Source organism: Herbaspirillum sp. LeCh32-8, assembly GCF_017814915.1.
Lineage (GTDB): Bacteria > Pseudomonadota > Gammaproteobacteria > Burkholderiales > Burkholderiaceae_D > Herbaspirillum.
Window position 1 is genome coordinate 268098 of record NZ_JAGIPZ010000004.1, and the last position, 18485, is coordinate 286582.

The window sequence follows — 18485 nt, forward strand, 5'->3', positions numbered from 1 at the left end:
ACCCCAATGAACATCTCAAAATTCTTTATCGATCGCCCGATCTTCGCGGGCGTGCTATCGATACTGCTGCTGCTGGGCGGCGTGCTGGCCATGTTCCAGCTGCCCATTTCGGAATACCCCGAAGTGGTGCCGCCCTCGGTGGTGGTGCGCGCGCAGTATCCCGGCGCCAACCCCAAGGTGATCGCCGAAACCGTGGCCTCCCCGCTGGAAGAGCAGATCAACGGCGTGGAAAACATGCTGTACATGCAGTCGCAGGCCAACAGCGACGGCAACCTGACCATCACCGTCAACTTCCGCCTGGGCGTCGACCCCGACAAGGCCCAGCAGCTGGTGCAGAACCGCGTCTCGCAAGCGCTGCCGCGCCTGCCGGAAGACGTGCAGCGACTGGGCGTGACCACGCTGAAGTCGTCGCCCACGCTGACCATGGTGGTGCACCTGATCTCGCCCGACAACCGTTACGACACCACCTACCTGCGCAACTACGCGGTGCTCAACGTCAAGGATCGCCTGGCGCGCATCCAGGGCGTGGGTGAAGTCGGCCTGTTCGGCTCCGGCAACTACGCCATGCGCGTGTGGCTGGATCCGAACAAGGTGGCGCAGCGCGGCCTGACCGCGTCCGACGTCATCAAGTCGATCCGAGAACAGAACGTGCAGGTCGCCGCCGGCGTGATCGGCCAGTCGCCCAGCTCGCCCGACACCCCGCTGCAACTGTCGGTGAACGCGCAAGGCCGCCTGAAGACCGAAGCCGAGTTCCGCGACATCATCCTCAAGGCCTCGCCGGACGGCGCCACCACCAAGCTGGGCGACGTCGCCCGGGTGGAACTGGCCGCCTCCGAATACGGCCTGCGCTCGCTGCTGGACAACAAACCGGCCGTCGCCATTCCGATCTTCCAGGCCCCGGGCGCCAACGCGCTGGACGTGTCCACGCAAGTGCGCGCAGCGATGAAGGAACTCTCGGCCGACTTCCCCAGCTCGGTGCAGTACAGCATCGTGTATGACCCGACCCAGTTCGTGCGCGCCTCCATCGAGGCGGTGGTGCACACCCTGCTGGAAGCGATTGCGCTGGTGGTGATCGTGGTGATCATCTTCCTGCAGACCTGGCGCGCCTCGATCATCCCGCTGCTGGCGGTGCCGGTCTCCATCATCGGCACCTTCTCGCTGATGCTGGGCTTCGGCTACACCATCAACGCGCTGTCGCTGTTCGGCATGGTGCTGGCGATCGGCATCGTGGTCGACGATGCGATCGTGGTGGTGGAAAACGTGGAGCGCAACATCGGCGCCGGCTTGACGCCGCGTGAAGCGACCTACCGCGCCATGCAGGAAGTCTCGGGCCCGATCATCGCAATTGCGCTGACGCTGGTGGCGGTGTTCGTGCCGCTGGCCTTCATGACCGGCCTGACCGGCCAGTTCTACAAGCAGTTTGCCATGACGATCGCAATCTCGACCGTGATCTCGGCCTTCAACTCGCTGACCCTGTCGCCGGCGCTGGCCGCCATGCTGCTCAAGGGCCACGGCGACAAGCCGGACTGGCTGACCCGCGTGATGGATCGCTTCCTGGGCGGCTTCTTCATCCGCTTCAACCGCTTCTTCAACCGCGCCTCCGACAACTACGGCGGCGGCGTGACCGGCGTGATCAAGCGCAAGGGCGCCACCATGGGCGTGTATGTGGTGCTGCTGGCGGCAACGCTGGGCGTGTCCTACATCGTCCCGGGCGGCTTCGTGCCGGGCCAGGACAAGCAATACCTGGTGGCCTTCGCCCAGTTGCCCAACGGCGCCTCGATCGACCGCAGCGAAGAAGTGATGCGCAAGATGAGCGACATCATGCTGAAAGAACCGGGCGTAGCCAGCGCCATCGCCTTCCCGGGCCTGTCGATCAACGGCTTCACCAACAGCTCCTCGGCCGGCATCGTGTTCGTGGGCCTGAAGCCCTTCGAAGAACGCAAGAGCAAGGAATTGTCGGGCAACGCGATTGCCGCTTCGCTCAACAAGAAGTTCGGCGGCATCAAGGAAGCCTTCACTGCCGTGTTCCCGCCGCCGCCGGTGATGGGCCTGGGCACGCTGGGCGGTTTCAAGATGCAGATCGAAGACCGCGACGCGCTGGGCTATGCCGAGCTGGACAAGGCCGCGCAAGCCTTCATGAAGGCTGCCGCCAAGGAACCGGCGCTGGGCCCGATGTTCTCCAGCTACCAGATCAACGTGCCGCAGTTGGACGTCGACCTGGATCGCGTGAAGGCCAAGCAGCTCGGCATCCCGGTGACCGACGTGTTCAACACCATGCAGATCTACCTGGGCTCGCTGTACGTGAACGACTTCAACCGCTTCGGCCGCGTCTATCAGGTGCGCGCCCAGGCTGACGCGCCGTTCCGCGCCAAGGCCGAGGACATCCTGCAGCTGAAGACCCGCAACGACGCCGGCGAAATGGTGCCGCTGTCGTCGGTGGTGAAGGTCAAGCAGACCTTCGGCCCGGAAATGGTGGTGCGCTACAACGGCTATACCGCCGCCGACATCAACGGCGGCCCGGCCCCGGGTTACTCGTCCGACCAGGCACAAGCCGCGGCCGAACGCGTGGCTGCAGCCACCCTGCCGCGCGGCATCAAGTTCGAATGGACCGACCTGACCTACCAGAAGATCCTCGCAGGCAATGCCGGCGTGTGGGTGTTCCCGATCAGCGTGCTGCTGGTGTTCCTGGTGCTGGCTGCCTTGTATGAAAGCCTGACCCTGCCGCTGGCGGTGATCCTGATCGTTCCCATGAGCATCCTGGCGGCCCTGACCGGCGTCTGGCTGACCAAGGGCGACAACAACATCTTCACCCAGATCGGCCTGATGGTGCTGGTGGGCCTGTCGGCCAAGAACGCGATCCTGATCGTGGAGTTCGCCCGCGAACTGGAAATGCAGGGCCGCACCGCGGTGCAGGCCGCGATCGAAGCCAGCCGCCTGCGTCTGCGTCCGATCCTGATGACCTCGATCGCGTTCATCATGGGCGTGGTGCCGCTGGTGACCTCCTCCGGCGCCGGTTCGGAAATGCGCCATGCGATGGGTATCGCAGTGTTCTTCGGCATGCTGGGCGTGACGCTGTTCGGCCTGTTCCTGACGCCAGTGTTCTATGTGTTGCTGCGCTCGCTGTCGGGCAAGACGCTGCACTCGGCCTCGCACCACGAAGCGCCGATGACCGCCGGCTCGCACGTCCCGCACGTGGCGCATGCCGCCCCGGGTTCGCAGGATGATCGTTGATCGCCTGCCAGATGATGATTGGAGCAAGAAAATGAACGCACTCAACATGAACTCCCTGCTGCGCCCCGTGCGCATCGGTTCGGCCCTGCTGGCGTCGCTGCTGATTCTGGCCGGCTGCTCGGTGGCGCCGACCTACGAGCGCCCCGCCGTCGACACCCCGGTTGCCTTCAAGGAAGCCGGCCCGCAAGCCGGCGAAAACGGCAGCCAGTGGAAATCGGCGCAGCCGTCCGAAGACATCGCTCGCGGCGAATGGTGGAAGATCTTCAACGACGACAGCCTGAACGCACTGGAAGACCGCGCGCAGCACGCCAACCAGGACCTCAAGGCGGCTGCGGCGCGCCTGGGCCAGGCGCGCGCCCTGACCAAGGATGCGCGCTCGGGCTACTTCCCGCAGGTCGATGCCGGCATCGGCGCCACCCGCCAGCGCCCGTCGCCGGCATCGCAAGGCCTGCCGGCCGACGCCAACACCCAGCCGTTCACGCTGTATCGCGCGCAGGCCAATATCTCCTATGAGGTCGACCTGTTCGGCCGCGTCGCCTCCAACGTCGACGCCGCCACCGCCGACGCCCAGCGCAGCGAAGCGCTGTTCCACTCGGTGCTGCTGGCGCTGCAAGCCGACGTCGCCCAGCAATACTTCCTGGTGCGCGAGCTGGATGCGGCGCTGGATCTCTACACCGGCACCGTGAAGCTGCGCCAGGAATCGCTGCGCCTGGTGCAACGCCGCTTCGATGAAGGCGACATCAGCGAAGTCGACGTGGCGCGCGCCAAGTCGGAGCTGGCGTCGGCGCAATCGGAAGCGCTCGGCATCACCCGCCAGCGCGCCACCGCCGAACACGCGCTGGCCATCCTGCTGGGCCGCACCCCGGCCGAGTTCTCGCTGCCGCCGCGTCCGCTGACACGCATCAGCCTGGCGGTGCCGGCCGGCCTGCCCTCGACCCTGCTGGAACGCCGTCCCGACATCGCCGCCGCCGAACGTTCGATGGCAGCGGCCAATGCCCGCGTAGGCGTGGCCAAGTCGGCCTTCTTCCCCAGCCTGAACCTGACCGGCGGCCTGGGCTACGAGTCGTCCCAGCTGGGCGAGCTGTTCAACTGGTCCAGCCGCACCTTCCTGCTGGGGCCGCTGGTGGGCACCGCACTGTCGATGCCGATCTTCGACGGCGGCCGCCGTCAGGCCGGTGTGGACCGCGCCCGCGCCGGCTATGAAGAGCAGGTCGCGACCTATCGCGGCACGGTGCTGAACGCCTTCCGCGAAGTCGAGGACAACCTGGCCAACCTGCGCATCCTGGGCGACCAGAGCCGCGCGCAGGACGAAGCGGTATCCGCCTCGGAACGCGCCGCCAAGCTGTCGCACACGCAATACCAGGAAGGCGCGGTCAGCTACTTCAACGTGATCGACGCCGACCGCACCGTGCTGCAGCAGCAACGCGCCTCGGTCACGCTGGACGGCGAACGCGCCCGCTCCACCGTGAACCTGATTCGTGCGCTGGGCGGCGGCTGGGGCGCGGCGCCTGTGGCGCCGGCAACACCTGCAGCATCGACGCAGCTGTCGTCGTCACAGTAAATCGCCATCGTCCCGGCGCCGCCTGGGACGTGGCGAGCCCGGCAATGCCGGCAACGAACGCTGAACGACACTGGGTTCCTGCTTTCGCAGGAACGACAGGGTGAACAGAAATTGAACCGCAAGCTGTACGAGTCGCGCCGAAAAGGAAGCCTCCTGGCCGGCTGCACATGTAACTTCCACCAGCGTGTCGTCCCCGCGAAAGCAGGGACCCAGCGTCGTTCGTCACGCAAAGACAACCTTGATCCAAGCAAGCCAACAGCAACGAAACAACGGCAACACCCACGCCATTTCATTGAAAAGAGAGAGAACGCCATGTCCATCACCCTGCACCAAGTCAGCGTCCCGGTCCTGATCCGCGGCCTGCAAACCCTGTCCACCCTGCTCGACAAGGCCGAGCAGCATGTCGAAGAACACAAGCTGGAAGCCGCCGAACTGATCGGCGCGCGCCTGTTCGACGACATGTACCCGCTGGCGGCTCAGGTACAGCGCGCCAGCGACACCGCCAAGGCCACCGCCAGCCGTCTCTCCGGCCTGGCCGCGCCCAATTTCCCGGATGACGAAACCACGTTCGACGAACTGCAGGCGCGCATCAACAAGACCATCCACTTCCTCGAAGGCCTGCCGGCCGACGCCATCGACGGCCAGGAGCAACGCGAGGTGAAGATGATGCTGCGCGGCGAAGAACAACTGATGAGCGGCCAGACCTACCTGACCCACTTCGGCCTACCCAACTTCATGTTCCATGTGGTGACCGCCTACGGCATCCTGCGCCACAAGGGCGTCAAGCTGGGCAAGCTGGATTACCTCGGCCTGTAATCACCCACGCTCGCAGGCGCCGATCCGGCGCTGAAAAAGCCGAAGGCCCGCGTCTGCGCGACGCGGGCCTTCGGTGAAGCCAAACTGATCAATGTTTCCCGTGGTACTTCGCCCGCCTTCATCAAGGCGGGCTTTTTTATCGTAGCTGGGTACTCATGTCGGCTACAGGGCGCCGTACTGAAGGTTCAACGCTGTGCTCCGGAAATTACAGATACACCACTTCAATCGTAGCCGAACCGTCCAGTAGAATATCTTGCGTCAGCGAAAGGTTGCTGGCCTTGTCGATGATGGCCTCAACATTGAGCGTGGCGGTAATTGTCTTGTAGGCAGCCGGCACGGTCGAACCGCTGGGAGCAAACGCCTTGATGTAGCTGCCGCTTACGCCAAACAGGCCATTGGTGCTCTTGATCCACCTTCCCGCCTCGCCATACAGCGAATCCGGCGTGGTGCCGTCGGCGCTCACGCTGGCCGGATCGATACGCAGCGTGTAGATACCAATGTTCTTGCCACCTGCAGTGCCCAATCCGAAGGCGGCGAGATCGCCGATGTCTTTGTGGGTCGCGGCGACAGCAACCAGCCCCTTTACCGCCGAGGCCTGACGGTTGTCAACGGCACGATAGCCTACCTTGGCGGCGCTATCGCAACTGATGGTCAGGCTGACACTCTTCTCAGCCAAGGCTGTTGGTGCGTCTGCTTTCAAACTTTGCGTCGGGATGGTGCCGTAGTCGACAACACCGCCGCCGGAGAACGAAGGCGTACAGGCAACGGGCTTGATGACGCCCGTGACCTTCAACTCGGTTGTGCTGGCGGCAAAGGAAGAGGTGGAGGCCAGGGCGGCGGCCAGGGCGGCGAAAGCGATGACGTTTTTCATGATTGTTCCCTTGTTCACATTGGATGGATTCATGGGCATCTCGCTTTCCCCGACTTGGGGTGCTTGATGCAGTAACGTCAGTTTCCAGGTTTGGAGCTCGAATTTATATGAGAATAATCTCAAAATCGGACACATCCTCGATCAATTTACCTCGAATTCGGCGCTCTCTGGCAATGCCAGCCGATTCAAGCCGTTCGCCTCCACCGCAAGGAAGCCGATGTCGGCGGACACAACGGCAGCCGGCACTGCAAGACGATACGCGTGGCGCAATCCACATAAAGACTGTGCCGCAGCAACAACAATCATTCTCGCAACCGACAATAAAAACGGCCCGTCAAATGGGCCGTTTTTATTTGGTCGCAACAAGCAATCTCAATAAGTCTTCTCTACATTCATGAAGCCGCGCCGACGGCGTCATCCCCGGTGATGGCATCCATCCCCGCCCGCTCCAGCAACTCTCGGCAACGCGCGGACAAGCCGGTGACCAGCAGTTTCTTGCCGGCCCGTGCGTAGCGCTCGTCCAAAGTCTGCAACGCAGCGATTGCGGAGTGATCGGCCAGGCGCAGGTGGCGGCAATCCACCACCACATGCTGCGGATCGCTCTGGGTATCGAACAGCTCCAGGAAATGCGCGGTGGATGCGAAGAACAGCGTGCCGTGCGGCGTGTAGGTGCGCACGCGATCGTCGCCCTCGCCCTGGTCGGCGACATCGGCGCGGATCTCGCGCGCGTGCTGCCAGGCGAAGTTGAGCGCGGCGATCACGATGCCGCACAGCACCGCCACCGCGAGGTCGGTCAGGACGGTGATGATGGTGACGGCGACGATTACGACCGCGTCGCTCCTGGGCACGCGACCCAGCACGCGCAGCGAACCCCAGGCGAAAGTCTCCTGCGCCACCACGAACATCACCCCGGCCAGCGCGGCCAGCGGGATGCGCTCGATGGCAGGCGACAGGAACAGGATGAAGAGCAGGATCATCACGCCCGCGACCACGCCGGAAAGGCGCGAACGGCCGCCCGAGCCGAGGTTGATCATGGTCTGGCCGATCATGGCGCAGCCGCCCATGCCGCCGAACAAACCCGACACCACGTTGGCCGCGCCCAGCGCCAGGCATTCGCGGTTGGGCTGGCCGCGGGTGCCGGTGATTTCATCGGTGAGGTTGAAGGTGAGCAGCGTCTCCAGCAGGCCGACGATGGCCATCAGCACCGCGTAGGGGGCGATGATTTTCAGCGTCTCCAGATCCAGCGGCACCGCGGGAACGTGGAACATCGGCAGGCCGCCGGCGATCCTGGCCATGTCGCCCAGCGTGGGCGTGGCAATGCCGCCCAGCTGCGTCAACAGGCCCACGCCCAGGATGGCGGCCAGCGCCGGCGGCACCGCCTTGGTCACGCGTGGCAGGAACCAGGTGATCAGCATGGTGAGCAAGGTCAGGCCCAGCATCACGGCCAGCGACGTGCCCTGCAGCCACTGCGGGCCGCTCGGCGTGTCATGGCGGAAGTGCGCCAGCTGGGCGCTGGCGATCACGATGGCCAGGCCGTTGACGAAGCCCAGCATCACCGGATGCGGCACCATGCGCACCAGCTTGCCCAGGCGCAGCGCGCCGAAGAGCAGCATGATCAGGCCCGACAGCACCACGGTGGCGAGGAAGTATTGCGCGCCGTGCTGCACCACCAGCGCCACGATCACCACCGCCATGGAACCGGCGGCGCCGGAAATCATGCCCGGGCGACCGCCGAAGATGGCGGTGATGGTGCAGATGAAGAAGGCGCCGTACAAGCCCATCAGCGGATTCAACTGCGCCACCAGGGCGAAGGCGATGCACTCGGGCACCAGGGCGAAGGAGGTGGTCAGCCCGGCGAGGAAGTTCTGGCGCAACGAGCGTGCGCGGGAAACGGTATCAGTCATAGTCATGGTCACAGATCGGCCGCCCGCGTATGTGCAGCGTGGCGGCGCAATGAAATTGAAGATGGAAAAACAACGCTATGGCAGCGCTATAGCAGCAGCGCAACAACAACAGCCCGGCAGCGGGAAAACGTTGCGCGCTACGGACTGCCCGACAAGCTCATCCACACAGACGCCGGCTGGGGCGGCCTTCGCGGATCCGGGAAAATCAGGGGCAATCAAGGCGTATGTGCTGCAACGCAGTTCTGGCGGTTCACTACATCGGTAGGCTGGATGTGGGCTGTTGACGCTGGAGACTTGCATGACCGGCAAGTCCCGGCGGGACGGCCATGCGGCGAAGCCGCTATTTTATCGCAATGCAGCAAAGACGGCGCGCAGCCGCGCAGCGTCAACCGCGCGAATACAACACCCGCAGCGCGGTGCGGCGCTCGTCAGGCGCCAGCTGGTTGACCGCGCGCAGGTAAGCGATCGAGGCGTCGCAGGTGGCCTCGGGGTCGGCGGCGCGGCGCTCGGGAGAGGACAGCAGTTTCAGCTGCTCCTGCGGCAGCGGCGCCAGCGCCTTGCGGATCACGCGGGTGCGCTCGGCCAGCGTGAAGCGACCGGCCTTGGCCGGATCGGCGTCGCGCAGCAGGTGCTGGGTCATCGCCAGTTCGCGGTTGGCGAACTCCTGCGGCAGCGCCGATTGCGGCGCCTCGCGACCGGCGGCGACATCGGCGCGCGAGCGCGGATACAACAATTCACTGCAGGCGGCGGCGCTGATGCCGCGCAAGGCCACCGCCTGGTCCAGCAGCAGCTGCTGGAATTCGGCCAGCGATTCGTCGGAGGCGATCGGCAGCAGCTTGCGGCTCAAGACGCCGACCTGCTCGCGCCCCACCGCCAGGATCTCGGCGTCGCTGGCGTGCGCCTGCACGCGCGCCCAGGCCAGGTCGACCATGCGCGCGAAATCCTTGGGGTGATAGCGCGCCATGATGTCGAACAGCGCGCCCTTCTTGAATTCCTCTTCGAGGATGTCGCGCGAGGTGGCGATGGTGGCCAGCTGCGCGGTCTCCCCGCCGGGCGCCAGGCGCGTCAGCACGCCGGCCTGCAGCAGCTGGCCCAGCTCGGGATACCAACTCTTGTCGGACGGCGTGTCGGCGATGTGCGCGACGAACTCCTCCGGCAGGCCGAACTTGCCGTAGGTGTCCAAGGTCAGCTTGCGGTCGAAGCTCTTGTTGATGCGGTCGTCACCGCCCACGGTGTACAGCGTATGAAAGCCGATGTGCGCGCGCGGATCCATGGCGCGGTCGCGCCCGGCCAGGAAGGCCAGCGTGCAGGAGGATGAACACTCCTGCTCCACATAGGTGTTCAGGCCGCGACGGCGGATCACCTCGCCCACCAGCTTGCCTTCGCGCACCCAGCCGCCGGCCGAATACAACACCACCGTGGTGACCGAGGGCTGCGCCTGCAGCATGCGCTCCAAGCCGTCGGCGGCGCCGTCGTTCATGCCGCCCTGCAGCAGGATGGACTTGCCGTCCACACGCACCTGGTAACTCACCGGCGGCCCCAGCTGCTTGCCGCGCGCGATGTCGAACTGTTCGCGCAGGGAGTGCGATGAACGCAACGTGCTGGATACCAGGCTGATGGCGCCGCACACGATCAGGAACTTGACCACCACCTCGGCCCAGCGCCGCCCGCCGCGCGCCACGTGCCGGCTGGCCGACATCCAGCAGCCGCGCACGCCCCAGATCCAGGCGCAATAGCTGAAAGCGGCGATACCCAGCACGCCGGCCACGCCGTAGCGCGCCGGCATGTCATTGGTCAGGCGGGCCAGCACCGAGATGGAGAACGCCGGCAGCAGCGACGACAGCAGCACCGTATGCAGCCAGTAGGAACGGCCGAGCGAATAGTCGCCGCGCCAGTGGCGGCTGAAGAAATTGCCTTTGGGTGGGGAGGTGCGGGTTACTGCCTGAGACACGTGTTACGGTTCCTCGAAGGGCTGTGACTGTCGGTTTGCGGGGCAAGGCGTCAGGATAACCCAGTTGCCGCGCGGGGCACAGTAGCCCTGTTGCAGATCGGGGAAGCGTTGATCTTGCCTGGGCATGGGAGGGACACGGGAGGGGCGCCGAACGACGCCGGGTGCTTGCTTGCGCAGGAACGACAGTCCACCGATGGTGTTCAACACCGTCGCCCCTGCGAAAGCAGGGGCCCAGCGGCGTTGTTTGCACATCAGGGAGACGCTGAACGGCGCCCGATTCGATCATTCGCAAAGGCGGACGAACAGCGTGTCGTGCGCCCCGTCCTCACAACCTCAGGACCAGTCTCCCGGAATGCGCGACAGGTCGACCTCGTCGATCTGGCTGTCATGCATGAACTTGGCGGCGTACTTCTCGTAGATCCGGTGCTTGACGAAGAGGTCGAACAGGTCGGGATCGATGTGGTCGCGCGCCTTGAAGCCGGCCAGGATGTCGACCGCCTCGTTCAGCGTGTTGCCGCGCTTGTAGGGACGGTCGGCCGCGGTGACGGCCTCGAAGATATCGGCCACGGCCATGATGCGCGCCTGCACCGACATCTGCTCGCGCTTGAGTCCCTTCGGGTAACCCTTGCCGTCCATGCGCTCGTGGTGGCCGCCGGCGTATTCGGTCACGCGCGCCAGCTGCTTGGGCCACGGCAGCGACTCCAGCATCTTGATGGTGATCACGATGTGGTTGTTGATGATCTGGCGTTCGGCGTCGTTGAGCGTGCCGGCGCGGATGCGCAGGTTGCCGGCTTCCTCGTCGTCGAGCAGCTTGCGCATCTTGCCGTCCGGTCCGCGCCACTGGCGCTCGGCGATCTCCAGCACGCGCTGCTGGTCTTCGGGCTTCATGCCTTCGGTGCCGACGTTGCTCTTGTGCAGGAAAGCGCGCTCGTCGTCCATCAGCGCGATCTCGGCCTGCAGGCGGGCGTCCAGCTCGGCGGCCTTGTCCGGCGTCAGCAGCGCGCCCAGCGCCAGCTTTTCCTGCAGCACGCGGATCTCGGCATCGCGCTTCAAGACTTCATAACGGGTGTCGACCAGGTGGATGCGATCGAAGATGGTTTCCATCTTGGTCGCCTTCTCCACGATATGGGTCGGCGTGCTGATCTTGCCGCAGTCGTGCAACAGGCCCGCCACCCACAGCTCGCGGCGGTCGGCCTCGGTCATGCGGAAGTCCGCCAGCGGGCCTTCGGTGGTGTCGTGCGCGGCCTCGGCGATCATCATCGCCAGCTCGGGCACCTGCTCGCAGTGGCGGCCGGTATGCGGCGACTTCTCGCCAATGCCGATATTGATCAGCTTGATCAGGCTCTCGAACAGGTTTTCCAGGCGATAGATCAGCTGCTGGTTGGCCATCGCCATGGCCGCCTGCGAGGCCAGCGCCTCGATGAAGTGCTGGTCGGTCTCGGAGAACGGAATCGGCGCGCCGGTGGCGGGATCCAACGCGTTGATCAATTGCAGCACGCCCACCAGTTCGCCCTCGTGATCCTGCATCGGCACGGTCAGGAAGGACTGCGAGTGGTAGCCGTACTTCTCGTCGAACATCCGCATGCCGTTGAAGTTGAAGCCGGTGGCCTGGTACACGTCGGGGATGTTGACCGACTCGCGCGTGTTGGCCGCATAGGCCGCCACGGCCGCCAGGTTGGGCTGGCCGTCGGCCAGCGTCAGCGCAATGTTGGGAATCGAGATTGCCTGGCCGCTGCTGCCGCCCTGGTGCATCTTCAGCGTGTCGTTGACCGAGATGTAGAACATCAGGCTGTTGCTGGCCTCGTCGATGCGGTACAGCGTGCCGCCGTCGGCCTGGGTGATGTCCTTGGCGGTCAGCAGAATGCGCTCGAGCAGCAGCGGGATGTCGCGGCTGTTGCCCAGCGCCCGGCTCAGTTCGGTGAGCTGGTCGAGGCGGTAGGAAATGTCGCGATGCTTGCCGTTGACGCCGTTCGGCGTGGCTGGGGTATTGAGGTCGGGGGCGTTCATGCTGCGTGCTCCGCCGCGCATCGGGACCGGCAAGCGCGCACCGGCGAATGCGTGCCCGCTGGGCGCGCTGCGCTGGCTGGATGGCTGACTGCTGCTTGCATGCTGACCCCTGATGCGTTGCGTTTCGGTTTTCTTTCCCCGCATCACTGCGACGCGGGATCTGGCGATTATTGCGGATGCTCTGACGGCATCCTGCGGATTGTATGTCGGCCTGTGGCGGCCGATTGCGGCGAGCTCGGGCCTAAATCGCCTGCAATTCTTCGGCTTGGTTCCGCCTGATGTTTCCGCGCGGATCCGTTTGTCGCAAAAAGCGCAGCAAGAGTGATTCCGCTCAGGTATCTCCGGATTGCTTTAGCAACGTGAATCACTTACCATCAACCACTGTTGCATAGTTTGCTACATTAGTCGCAAACCCAGTCCGGAAGGGGGTTTCCGGGCTGCAACGGATGCCGTGAAAACACCTGAAATCGTTTTCAGCCGGCATCGCGGGGGCATATAAAACTATTTAAAACGGCAAGTCACGATGCGTGTAGAAATCCTTGGTTGCAGCGGCGGTATCGGCGGGAACGGTATGCGCACCACCTCACTTCTGATCGACGGCGACATCCTGATCGACGCCGGCACCGGGGTGGGCGACTTGTCGCTGGAGCGCCTGGCCGCGATCGACCACGTCTTCATCACGCACGCCCACCTGGATCACATCGCCTGCCTCCCGCTGATGGTCGACAGCGTGGGCGAGATGCGCACCAGCCCGATCACCATGTACGCCACTGCGGAAACTTTGGAGATCATTCGCAAGCACATCTTCAACTGGCTGATCTGGCCCGACTTCAGCGTCATCCCCACGCCCGAGCAGCCCTTCCTGCGCTTCGCCACCATCGAGGTCGGCCAGGCCGTGACGATCGGCGATCGCAGCATCACGCCGCTGCCGGCCACGCATACCGTGCCGGCGGTGGGCTTCCACCTGCAGGACCTGTCTTCCGGCGCCTCGCTCGCCTTCAGCGGCGACACCAGCATCTGCGCGCCGCTGTGGGACGCCGTCAACGCCATCGGCGACCTGCGCTACCTGATCATCGAAGCCGCCTTCGCCAACCGCGAGCGCGAACTGGCGCTGCTGTCCAAGCACCTGTGCCCCAGCCTGCTGCTGGATGAGCTGACCAAACTGCGATCGCGCCCGGAGGTGCTGGTCACCCATGCCAAGCCCAGCCAGCTGCAGCAGATCGCCGCGGAAATCACCGCCGGCGACGGGGCACACCGCCCGCGCATGCTGGCGCCTGGCGCCGTGCTGGAATTCTGACGCGCCAATACCGGCAGCCCCCCGCTTATTGCGTGATGCAGGCGTCCAGCTTGGCCGCGCCGATCTTCTGGCCGCCATTATTGGCGTTGTTGGCGATGGCCGGCGGCATCGTCACCGGTACGCCCTGGTTGGGCGGCACCACCACCGGCGCCTGGTTAAAGCCCGGCACGTAGCCGAACTGGCCTGCAGAGAAGACCACCGAGCCGCCCGGATTGCTCAACACAATCGCGCCCGAGGCCACGTCCACGTGCAGGCCGTTGGCCGGCGGCTGGCCGTTCGGAGTCGGCAAGCCGCCGCAATCGTTCTGGCAGAACAGCGCGCCGAAGTGGGTGCCGCGAATACCGATGGTCGCCGTCGGCGTATCGAAATTCACCGCGTCGTGGTTGCGCTTGCCGACCAGGCCGGTCACCGCGCGCAGGCCGCCCTTGACCAGGCCGATGGCGACCGAGTCGTTGGCCGGTTTCTGTTCGTCGTAGACGTACTTCTTCACATCCACTTCACTGGCCGGACGCAGCACGATCTCGGCGTTGTCGAGGAATTTCACGCGGGTATAGGTCTCGCGCTCGGTGATCAGCGTGTCGCCCTCCAGGATGGCCGACTTCACCGCCAGCAGGTTGCGCGTGCCGTCGGCATGGCGCGCGGTCAGCACGCCCGACAGGTGGGTCACCTGCCCCACCACCTTGGACTGCGCCTGCGCCGCGCCGGCCGCGACGCTCATCGCCAACGCCAGGCCCAGCAGCACCAGGCGACGCGAGGCCGCCGCGAACAGATTTGCTTTCAACGATTTCATACTTGGTCCGCCAATACTTTCAATAGGTCAGGTGCACATCGGCAGCTGCTTCTTGCCGGAGGCCTTCTTGCCGTCACCCTCGTCGCCGAAGGTGCCCGACGTGCCGCCGGTGGTCTGCGTGCCATTGCTGGCTTGCTGCACGCTGGTGGTGCTCGAGGTCTCCGACGAGACCGCGGCGCTGCTCACCGTGTTCTGCAGGCTTTGCGTCTGCTGGTTCTGCTGTTGCTGCGCGGTCTGCTGCGCCGCCACGGTCGCTGCTGTATTGGTCGACACCGTCACCGGCGCAACATACGCCACCGGGATCACCGTGCCGCTGCTGGTGGTGATGGCCACGCCCGGTGCATACGTCGGGGTGATCCCGGTGGGCAGCGTCACCGATCCGCCGGGGGCGGTGATATTGGCGTTGATGTTCATCGCGTTGCCGCTCAGGTTGATGTTGCCGCTGCTGGTCGTGACGATGCCGTTGATCACCAGGTTGCTGGTGAGGTCGCCGACGACGCCGGCAACCAGCGAAATGCCGCCGCTGGCGCTGACGCCGCCGCTGCCGATGGTCAGCGGGCTATGCGTGGTCAGGCTGACGGTGCCGTTGGCGGCATTGACCTGACCGGTGCTGTTGATGCCCAGCGTCGCCAGTTTCTGCGCGGTCGTCGGCTGAGGATCGGTCAGGGAGCTGGGCAGGCCGCCGAGGAAGTCGGCGTTGCTGCCGATGGCGGCGGTGCGCATGGCGCCATAGTTCTCGATGCTGACATTGCCGTTGGCGGCATTGACGCCGTTGATCGTCACCGCGCTGGTGTCGGTGGTGTTCAGGTTGTTGAGCAGGGAGATATTGCCCATGCCGCTGCTGTTGGCGGCGAAGGCGGCGATCTGGTTATTGGTGTTGGGATTGCTCAGGTTGATGTTGCCGCTGGCCGACGCGATCAGTTGCTTGGTCACGTGCAGCGAGGTGAACACGGTGCCGCAGCTGCTGCTGTTGTACTGGACGATATCGCCGTTGGTGGCCTCCAGCACCAGATTGGTGGCGGTGATGTTGCCGATCACCAGGTTGCCCGAGTTCTGGCTCAACGCCGCGTCCGCCAGCGTAATGTTGCCGCCGCTCTGGGCGAAGCTCTCGGCCACGTTCAGGCGCGAACCTGCAAGTCCGTTCACCACGCCGCCGGTCACATTCATCGTATCGACGCGCGCCGATCCGTTGAGCACCAACTGGCCGCCCGTCACATTCACGTTCAGATTGGAGCGCGCGTCACCCAGTACCACATTGGTGCTGTAGATCAGCGAAGGCGGTGCGTCGGTCACAACAAACGCCTGTTCTCCATAGTAGCTATATCCCGACACATTCAAGGTGCCCGTGCCGGTCGTGGTGCCGGACAAGGTCACGTTGCCGTCTTGGGCGTTGAGCTGGCCGAGGATCTGCGTATTGGCGGCACTCAGGTTGCCGCCATTCACCGTGACAATGCCGGTGCCGGTAATTGCCGTCGTGCCGGTCAGCGTCACATTGCCGCCGAACACGTCCATCCCGCCGGACAGCGTGGTGTTTGCGGCAGTCAGATTGCCGTCGTAGACCGATGTGCTGCCGCCCAGGCTGGTTGTGCCTCGCAGCGTCGCATTGCCGCCCTGGATATCAAGGTAGCCATCGATGCTGGTGCTGTTGCTCACGAGCAGGTTGCCGCCGCCGCTCACGCGTACCGAGCTGCCGACGCCGCTGCTGATGTCATTGATATTGGCGGTGGCCAAGGTGTTCGACACATACAGATTCGTCATCTCGCCCGACTGCTGCAGGCCGCCGGTATTGGTCATGGTCAGCGTATGCGCATACTCGCTGTCGGCCGGGCCTTCACCCATGAAGCCTGCCACGACGATATTGCGGTAGTTGTACAGGGTGCCGCTGCCGCTGATGCTGGTGCTGCCGTCGCTGGAATCGGCGCCGCCGAAATTAAGATCGCCGCGGTTGTTCAGGTCGCCGTTGAGCACGATGCGGGTGATGCCGCCGGTGTTGACGGTGCTGTATTTGTTCTCGAACACGGTGTTGACCGTGAAGTTGGTGTTGATGAGCGTAAGGTTGCCCACGCCACCGTCGCCATTGCCGTTCCAGAACGAACCCACGGTCGCGTTGCTGACGTTGGTCAGCGTGATCTCGCCGTTGTTGTTCACCGTATTGGCGACGTTGAACAATGCAGCGCCGTCAGCGGAAATATTGCCCGCATCCCGTTCATTCTGATAGTCGGCTCCCTCCACCGTGAGCGTATTGGCCGACAGCGAAGAAGCATTGCTCATGTTCAGCTTGCCGCTGGTCTGCACGGTGATGTTGTTGGCGTGAATCGACGACGACTCGTTGGCGTTGAAGTTGCTGTTCTCGCCCACCGTCAGGTTGCCGGTATTGAGCGTACCGAAAGTCCCGAGGCTGACCGCAGCGTTGCTGAGCACCAGCGTGCCGTTGTTGACGCCCTTGCTGCCGGCGCCGTCGCTGACCGACATGATGCCGCCGTTCAGTTCCACGCGCGCGTTGTCGACCGTCACCACGCCGGGCGACAGCACATTGTTGTTGGCGTACTGGGTATGCAGATCCAGCCCCAGCGTGCCGCTGGTGCTGGTGATGTTGGCCTTGATCAGGATGTCCTGGTCGGCATTGAGCGTCAGCTTGGCCGCGCCCGCCGTTTGCTTCGTAATGTCGGCGTTCACCGTGATATTGCCCGCCTGCGACGTGTCTCCGGCGGCGGTCTGCAGCGTCACGTTGATGTTATTGTCGAGCAGCCCGTTGATCGTGCCGTTCGCAATCTTGGCGCCGTTGGCGGTCGACGTGACCACGCTCTTGAGCGGATCGGTGTTGTCTTGGTTGGTGCCGGACGAGATCGAGCCGTTGTCGTAGACCTCAAGATCGAACGGGTCGATCAGCCAGGTGCCGCCGGCGCCGACCTTGGGCGCCTTCACCACGTCCAGCACGTGGCCCGAGGTATCGACGAAGCCGCCGGCGCCAGCCGTACCGATGGCCGACACATCGCCGTCGATGTAGGCCTTGTCGCCACCGTTCAGCACAATGCTGCCGCCGGTGGTGCCGTCGGCGCTGATGAGCGAGGTCGCCGTTGTCGTCAGGTTGGTGGAGGCGCGCAGGAAGATGCGCCCGCCTTCGCGCACCACGCTGGAGGCGCTGATATTGCCGCTGTTGGTGATCAGCCCGGCGGCGATGCCGATGCGGCCGGCTTCGGCCGTGATGGTGCCCAGGTTCGTGACGTCGCCGGTGCTGCCGGTCACGTTCACCGTCACGCCCGGCGTGGCGGTGTCGGCCAGGGTCACGGTCTGGCCGGCGGCCAGGATCACTTCGCCCTGCGGACTCCTGATCACGCCGCCGTTGGTGACGCTGCTGCCGATCAGGTACACGCTGCCGCCGGTGGCGGAGGTGATGGTGCCGTAGTTCTCCACCGCGCCGACAGTGGCGCGATCCTTGGCAAAGGTCAGCTTGCCGGCCAGGAAGTCGTCGTTGCTGATGTTCAGCGTCGTCGCCACGAAGCGGCCCACGTCCACCACGCCGCCGGCGCCCACCATCACGCCGTTGGGGTTGAACAGCACCACCGTGCCGGGCGCGGTCAGCTTGCCGTAGATCTGCGAGATGTCGCCGCCGGTCACCTTGGCCAGGAAGGCCGCGGCTGCGCCGGGTTGACTAATGTCGACCACCGCGCCCGAGCCGATGCTGAACGAGGCGAATTCAGCAATCGCCTGCGGCGTCAGCTGGCTGATGTTGAGCGTATTGCCGTTCTGGGTGAAGGTCACGTTGCCGTTGACCACGCTCCAACCGGAGGGCAGCGTGCCCGGCGCGGGCGCAGCGGCCAGCGCGGCAGTCTGCCAGGCGCCGCACACGGCGGCGGTGGCTACCGACACCTTCAGCACCGGCGCCAGCACGCGACGCCAGGAACGCTGCAGCAGCGAGGACAGCAGCGACGGCAAGGGCTTGCGCGCCCGCCACGACAATGTCAGCCGGCGCCGACCGACGCGCAGGGTGATCGATGGCGGCAGCAGCTCGATCTTCGGCTGCGCGGATTTGGCGGATGTGGATGTAGTTGTCATG

11 protein-coding genes are annotated in these 18485 nt (G+C 64.8%); 4 read left to right on the plus strand and 7 right to left on the minus strand.

The features are described 5' to 3' along the window. Positions 1-6: 6 nt before the first annotated feature. The 3 genes from J8I26_RS10520 (at position 7) to J8I26_RS10530 (ending at position 5608) form a co-directional block, all read left to right on the plus strand. On the plus strand, positions 7-3231 hold the full coding sequence (locus J8I26_RS10520) for a multidrug efflux RND transporter permease subunit (protein WP_209606863.1): 3225 nt from the start codon (positions 7-9) through the stop codon (positions 3229-3231). 31 nt (positions 3232-3262) lie between these two features. Next, positions 3263-4792 carry an efflux transporter outer membrane subunit gene (locus tag J8I26_RS10525; RefSeq protein ID WP_209606865.1) on the plus strand — a complete coding sequence of 510 codons (1530 nt, stop codon included), beginning with the start codon at positions 3263-3265 and terminating at the stop codon, positions 4790-4792. 312 nt (positions 4793-5104) lie between these two features. Further along, a complete protein-coding gene (locus tag J8I26_RS10530; RefSeq protein WP_209606867.1) occupies positions 5105-5608 on the plus strand; it encodes a DUF1993 domain-containing protein in 504 nt (167 codons plus the stop codon). Positions 5609-5813: 205 nt separating this feature from the next. On the opposite strand, the gene J8I26_RS10535 is transcribed toward J8I26_RS10530, so the two are convergent. The 5 genes from J8I26_RS10535 to J8I26_RS10555 form a co-directional block, all read right to left on the minus strand. Beyond that, complete coding sequence (locus J8I26_RS10535; protein ID WP_209606869.1) at positions 5814-6512, minus strand: DUF1120 domain-containing protein; 699 nt, start codon at positions 6510-6512, stop codon at positions 5814-5816. A 108-nt stretch (positions 6513-6620) separates the two neighbouring features. Then, positions 6621-6845: a hypothetical protein gene (locus J8I26_RS10540; protein WP_209606871.1), complete on the minus strand. Its 225-nt coding sequence runs from the start codon at positions 6843-6845 to the stop codon at positions 6621-6623. Between the two features lie 26 nt (positions 6846-6871). Further along, positions 6872-8389 (minus strand): SulP family inorganic anion transporter, encoded by a 1518-nt coding sequence (locus tag J8I26_RS10545; RefSeq protein WP_209606873.1) that lies wholly within the window; start codon positions 8387-8389, stop codon positions 6872-6874. Positions 8390-8768: 379 nt separating this feature from the next. Continuing rightward, entirely contained in the window at positions 8769-10334 is a 1566-nt protein-coding gene (locus J8I26_RS10550) for a hypothetical protein (protein WP_209606875.1), read from the minus strand. Between the two features lie 333 nt (positions 10335-10667). Further along, entirely contained in the window at positions 10668-12341 is a 1674-nt protein-coding gene (locus J8I26_RS10555) for an HD family phosphohydrolase (RefSeq protein WP_209606877.1), read from the minus strand. A gap of 523 nt (positions 12342-12864) precedes the next feature. Between J8I26_RS10555 and J8I26_RS10560 the strand changes: the two genes are divergently transcribed. Continuing rightward, positions 12865-13638, plus strand: a complete 774-nt coding sequence (locus tag J8I26_RS10560; RefSeq protein ID WP_209606880.1) for a 3',5'-cyclic-nucleotide phosphodiesterase — start codon at positions 12865-12867, stop codon at positions 13636-13638. A gap of 25 nt (positions 13639-13663) precedes the next feature. Here the strand turns inward: J8I26_RS10560 and J8I26_RS10565 are convergent, their stop codons facing one another. Further along, positions 13664-14428, minus strand: a complete 765-nt coding sequence (locus J8I26_RS10565; protein ID WP_209606882.1) for a FecR domain-containing protein — start codon at positions 14426-14428, stop codon at positions 13664-13666. A 27-nt stretch (positions 14429-14455) separates the two neighbouring features. Continuing rightward, positions 14456-18484 carry a filamentous hemagglutinin N-terminal domain-containing protein gene (locus J8I26_RS10570; protein ID WP_209606884.1) on the minus strand — a complete coding sequence of 1343 codons (4029 nt, stop codon included), beginning with the start codon at positions 18482-18484 and terminating at the stop codon, positions 14456-14458. Position 18485: the final 1 nt, after the last annotated feature.

Coding starts and splice junctions, on each gene's coding strand:
- J8I26_RS10520 (WP_209606863.1), top strand. CDS start 7: ATGAACATCTCAAAATTCTTTATCGATCGCCCGATCTTCGCGGGCGTG.
- J8I26_RS10525 (WP_209606865.1), top strand. CDS start 3,263: ATGAACGCACTCAACATGAACTCCCTGCTGCGCCCCGTGCGCATCGGT.
- J8I26_RS10530 (WP_209606867.1), top strand. CDS start 5,105: ATGTCCATCACCCTGCACCAAGTCAGCGTCCCGGTCCTGATCCGCGGC.
- J8I26_RS10535 (WP_209606869.1), bottom strand. CDS start 6,512: ATGAATCCATCCAATGTGAACAAGGGAACAATCATGAAAAACGTCATC.
- J8I26_RS10545 (WP_209606873.1), bottom strand. CDS start 8,389: ATGACTATGACTGATACCGTTTCCCGCGCACGCTCGTTGCGCCAGAAC.
- J8I26_RS10555 (WP_209606877.1), bottom strand. CDS start 12,341: ATGAACGCCCCCGACCTCAATACCCCAGCCACGCCGAACGGCGTCAAC.
- J8I26_RS10560 (WP_209606880.1), top strand. CDS start 12,865: ATGCGTGTAGAAATCCTTGGTTGCAGCGGCGGTATCGGCGGGAACGGT.
- J8I26_RS10565 (WP_209606882.1), bottom strand. CDS start 14,428: ATGAAATCGTTGAAAGCAAATCTGTTCGCGGCGGCCTCGCGTCGCCTG.
- J8I26_RS10570 (WP_209606884.1), bottom strand. CDS start 18,484: ATGACAACTACATCCACATCCGCCAAATCCGCGCAGCCGAAGATCGAG.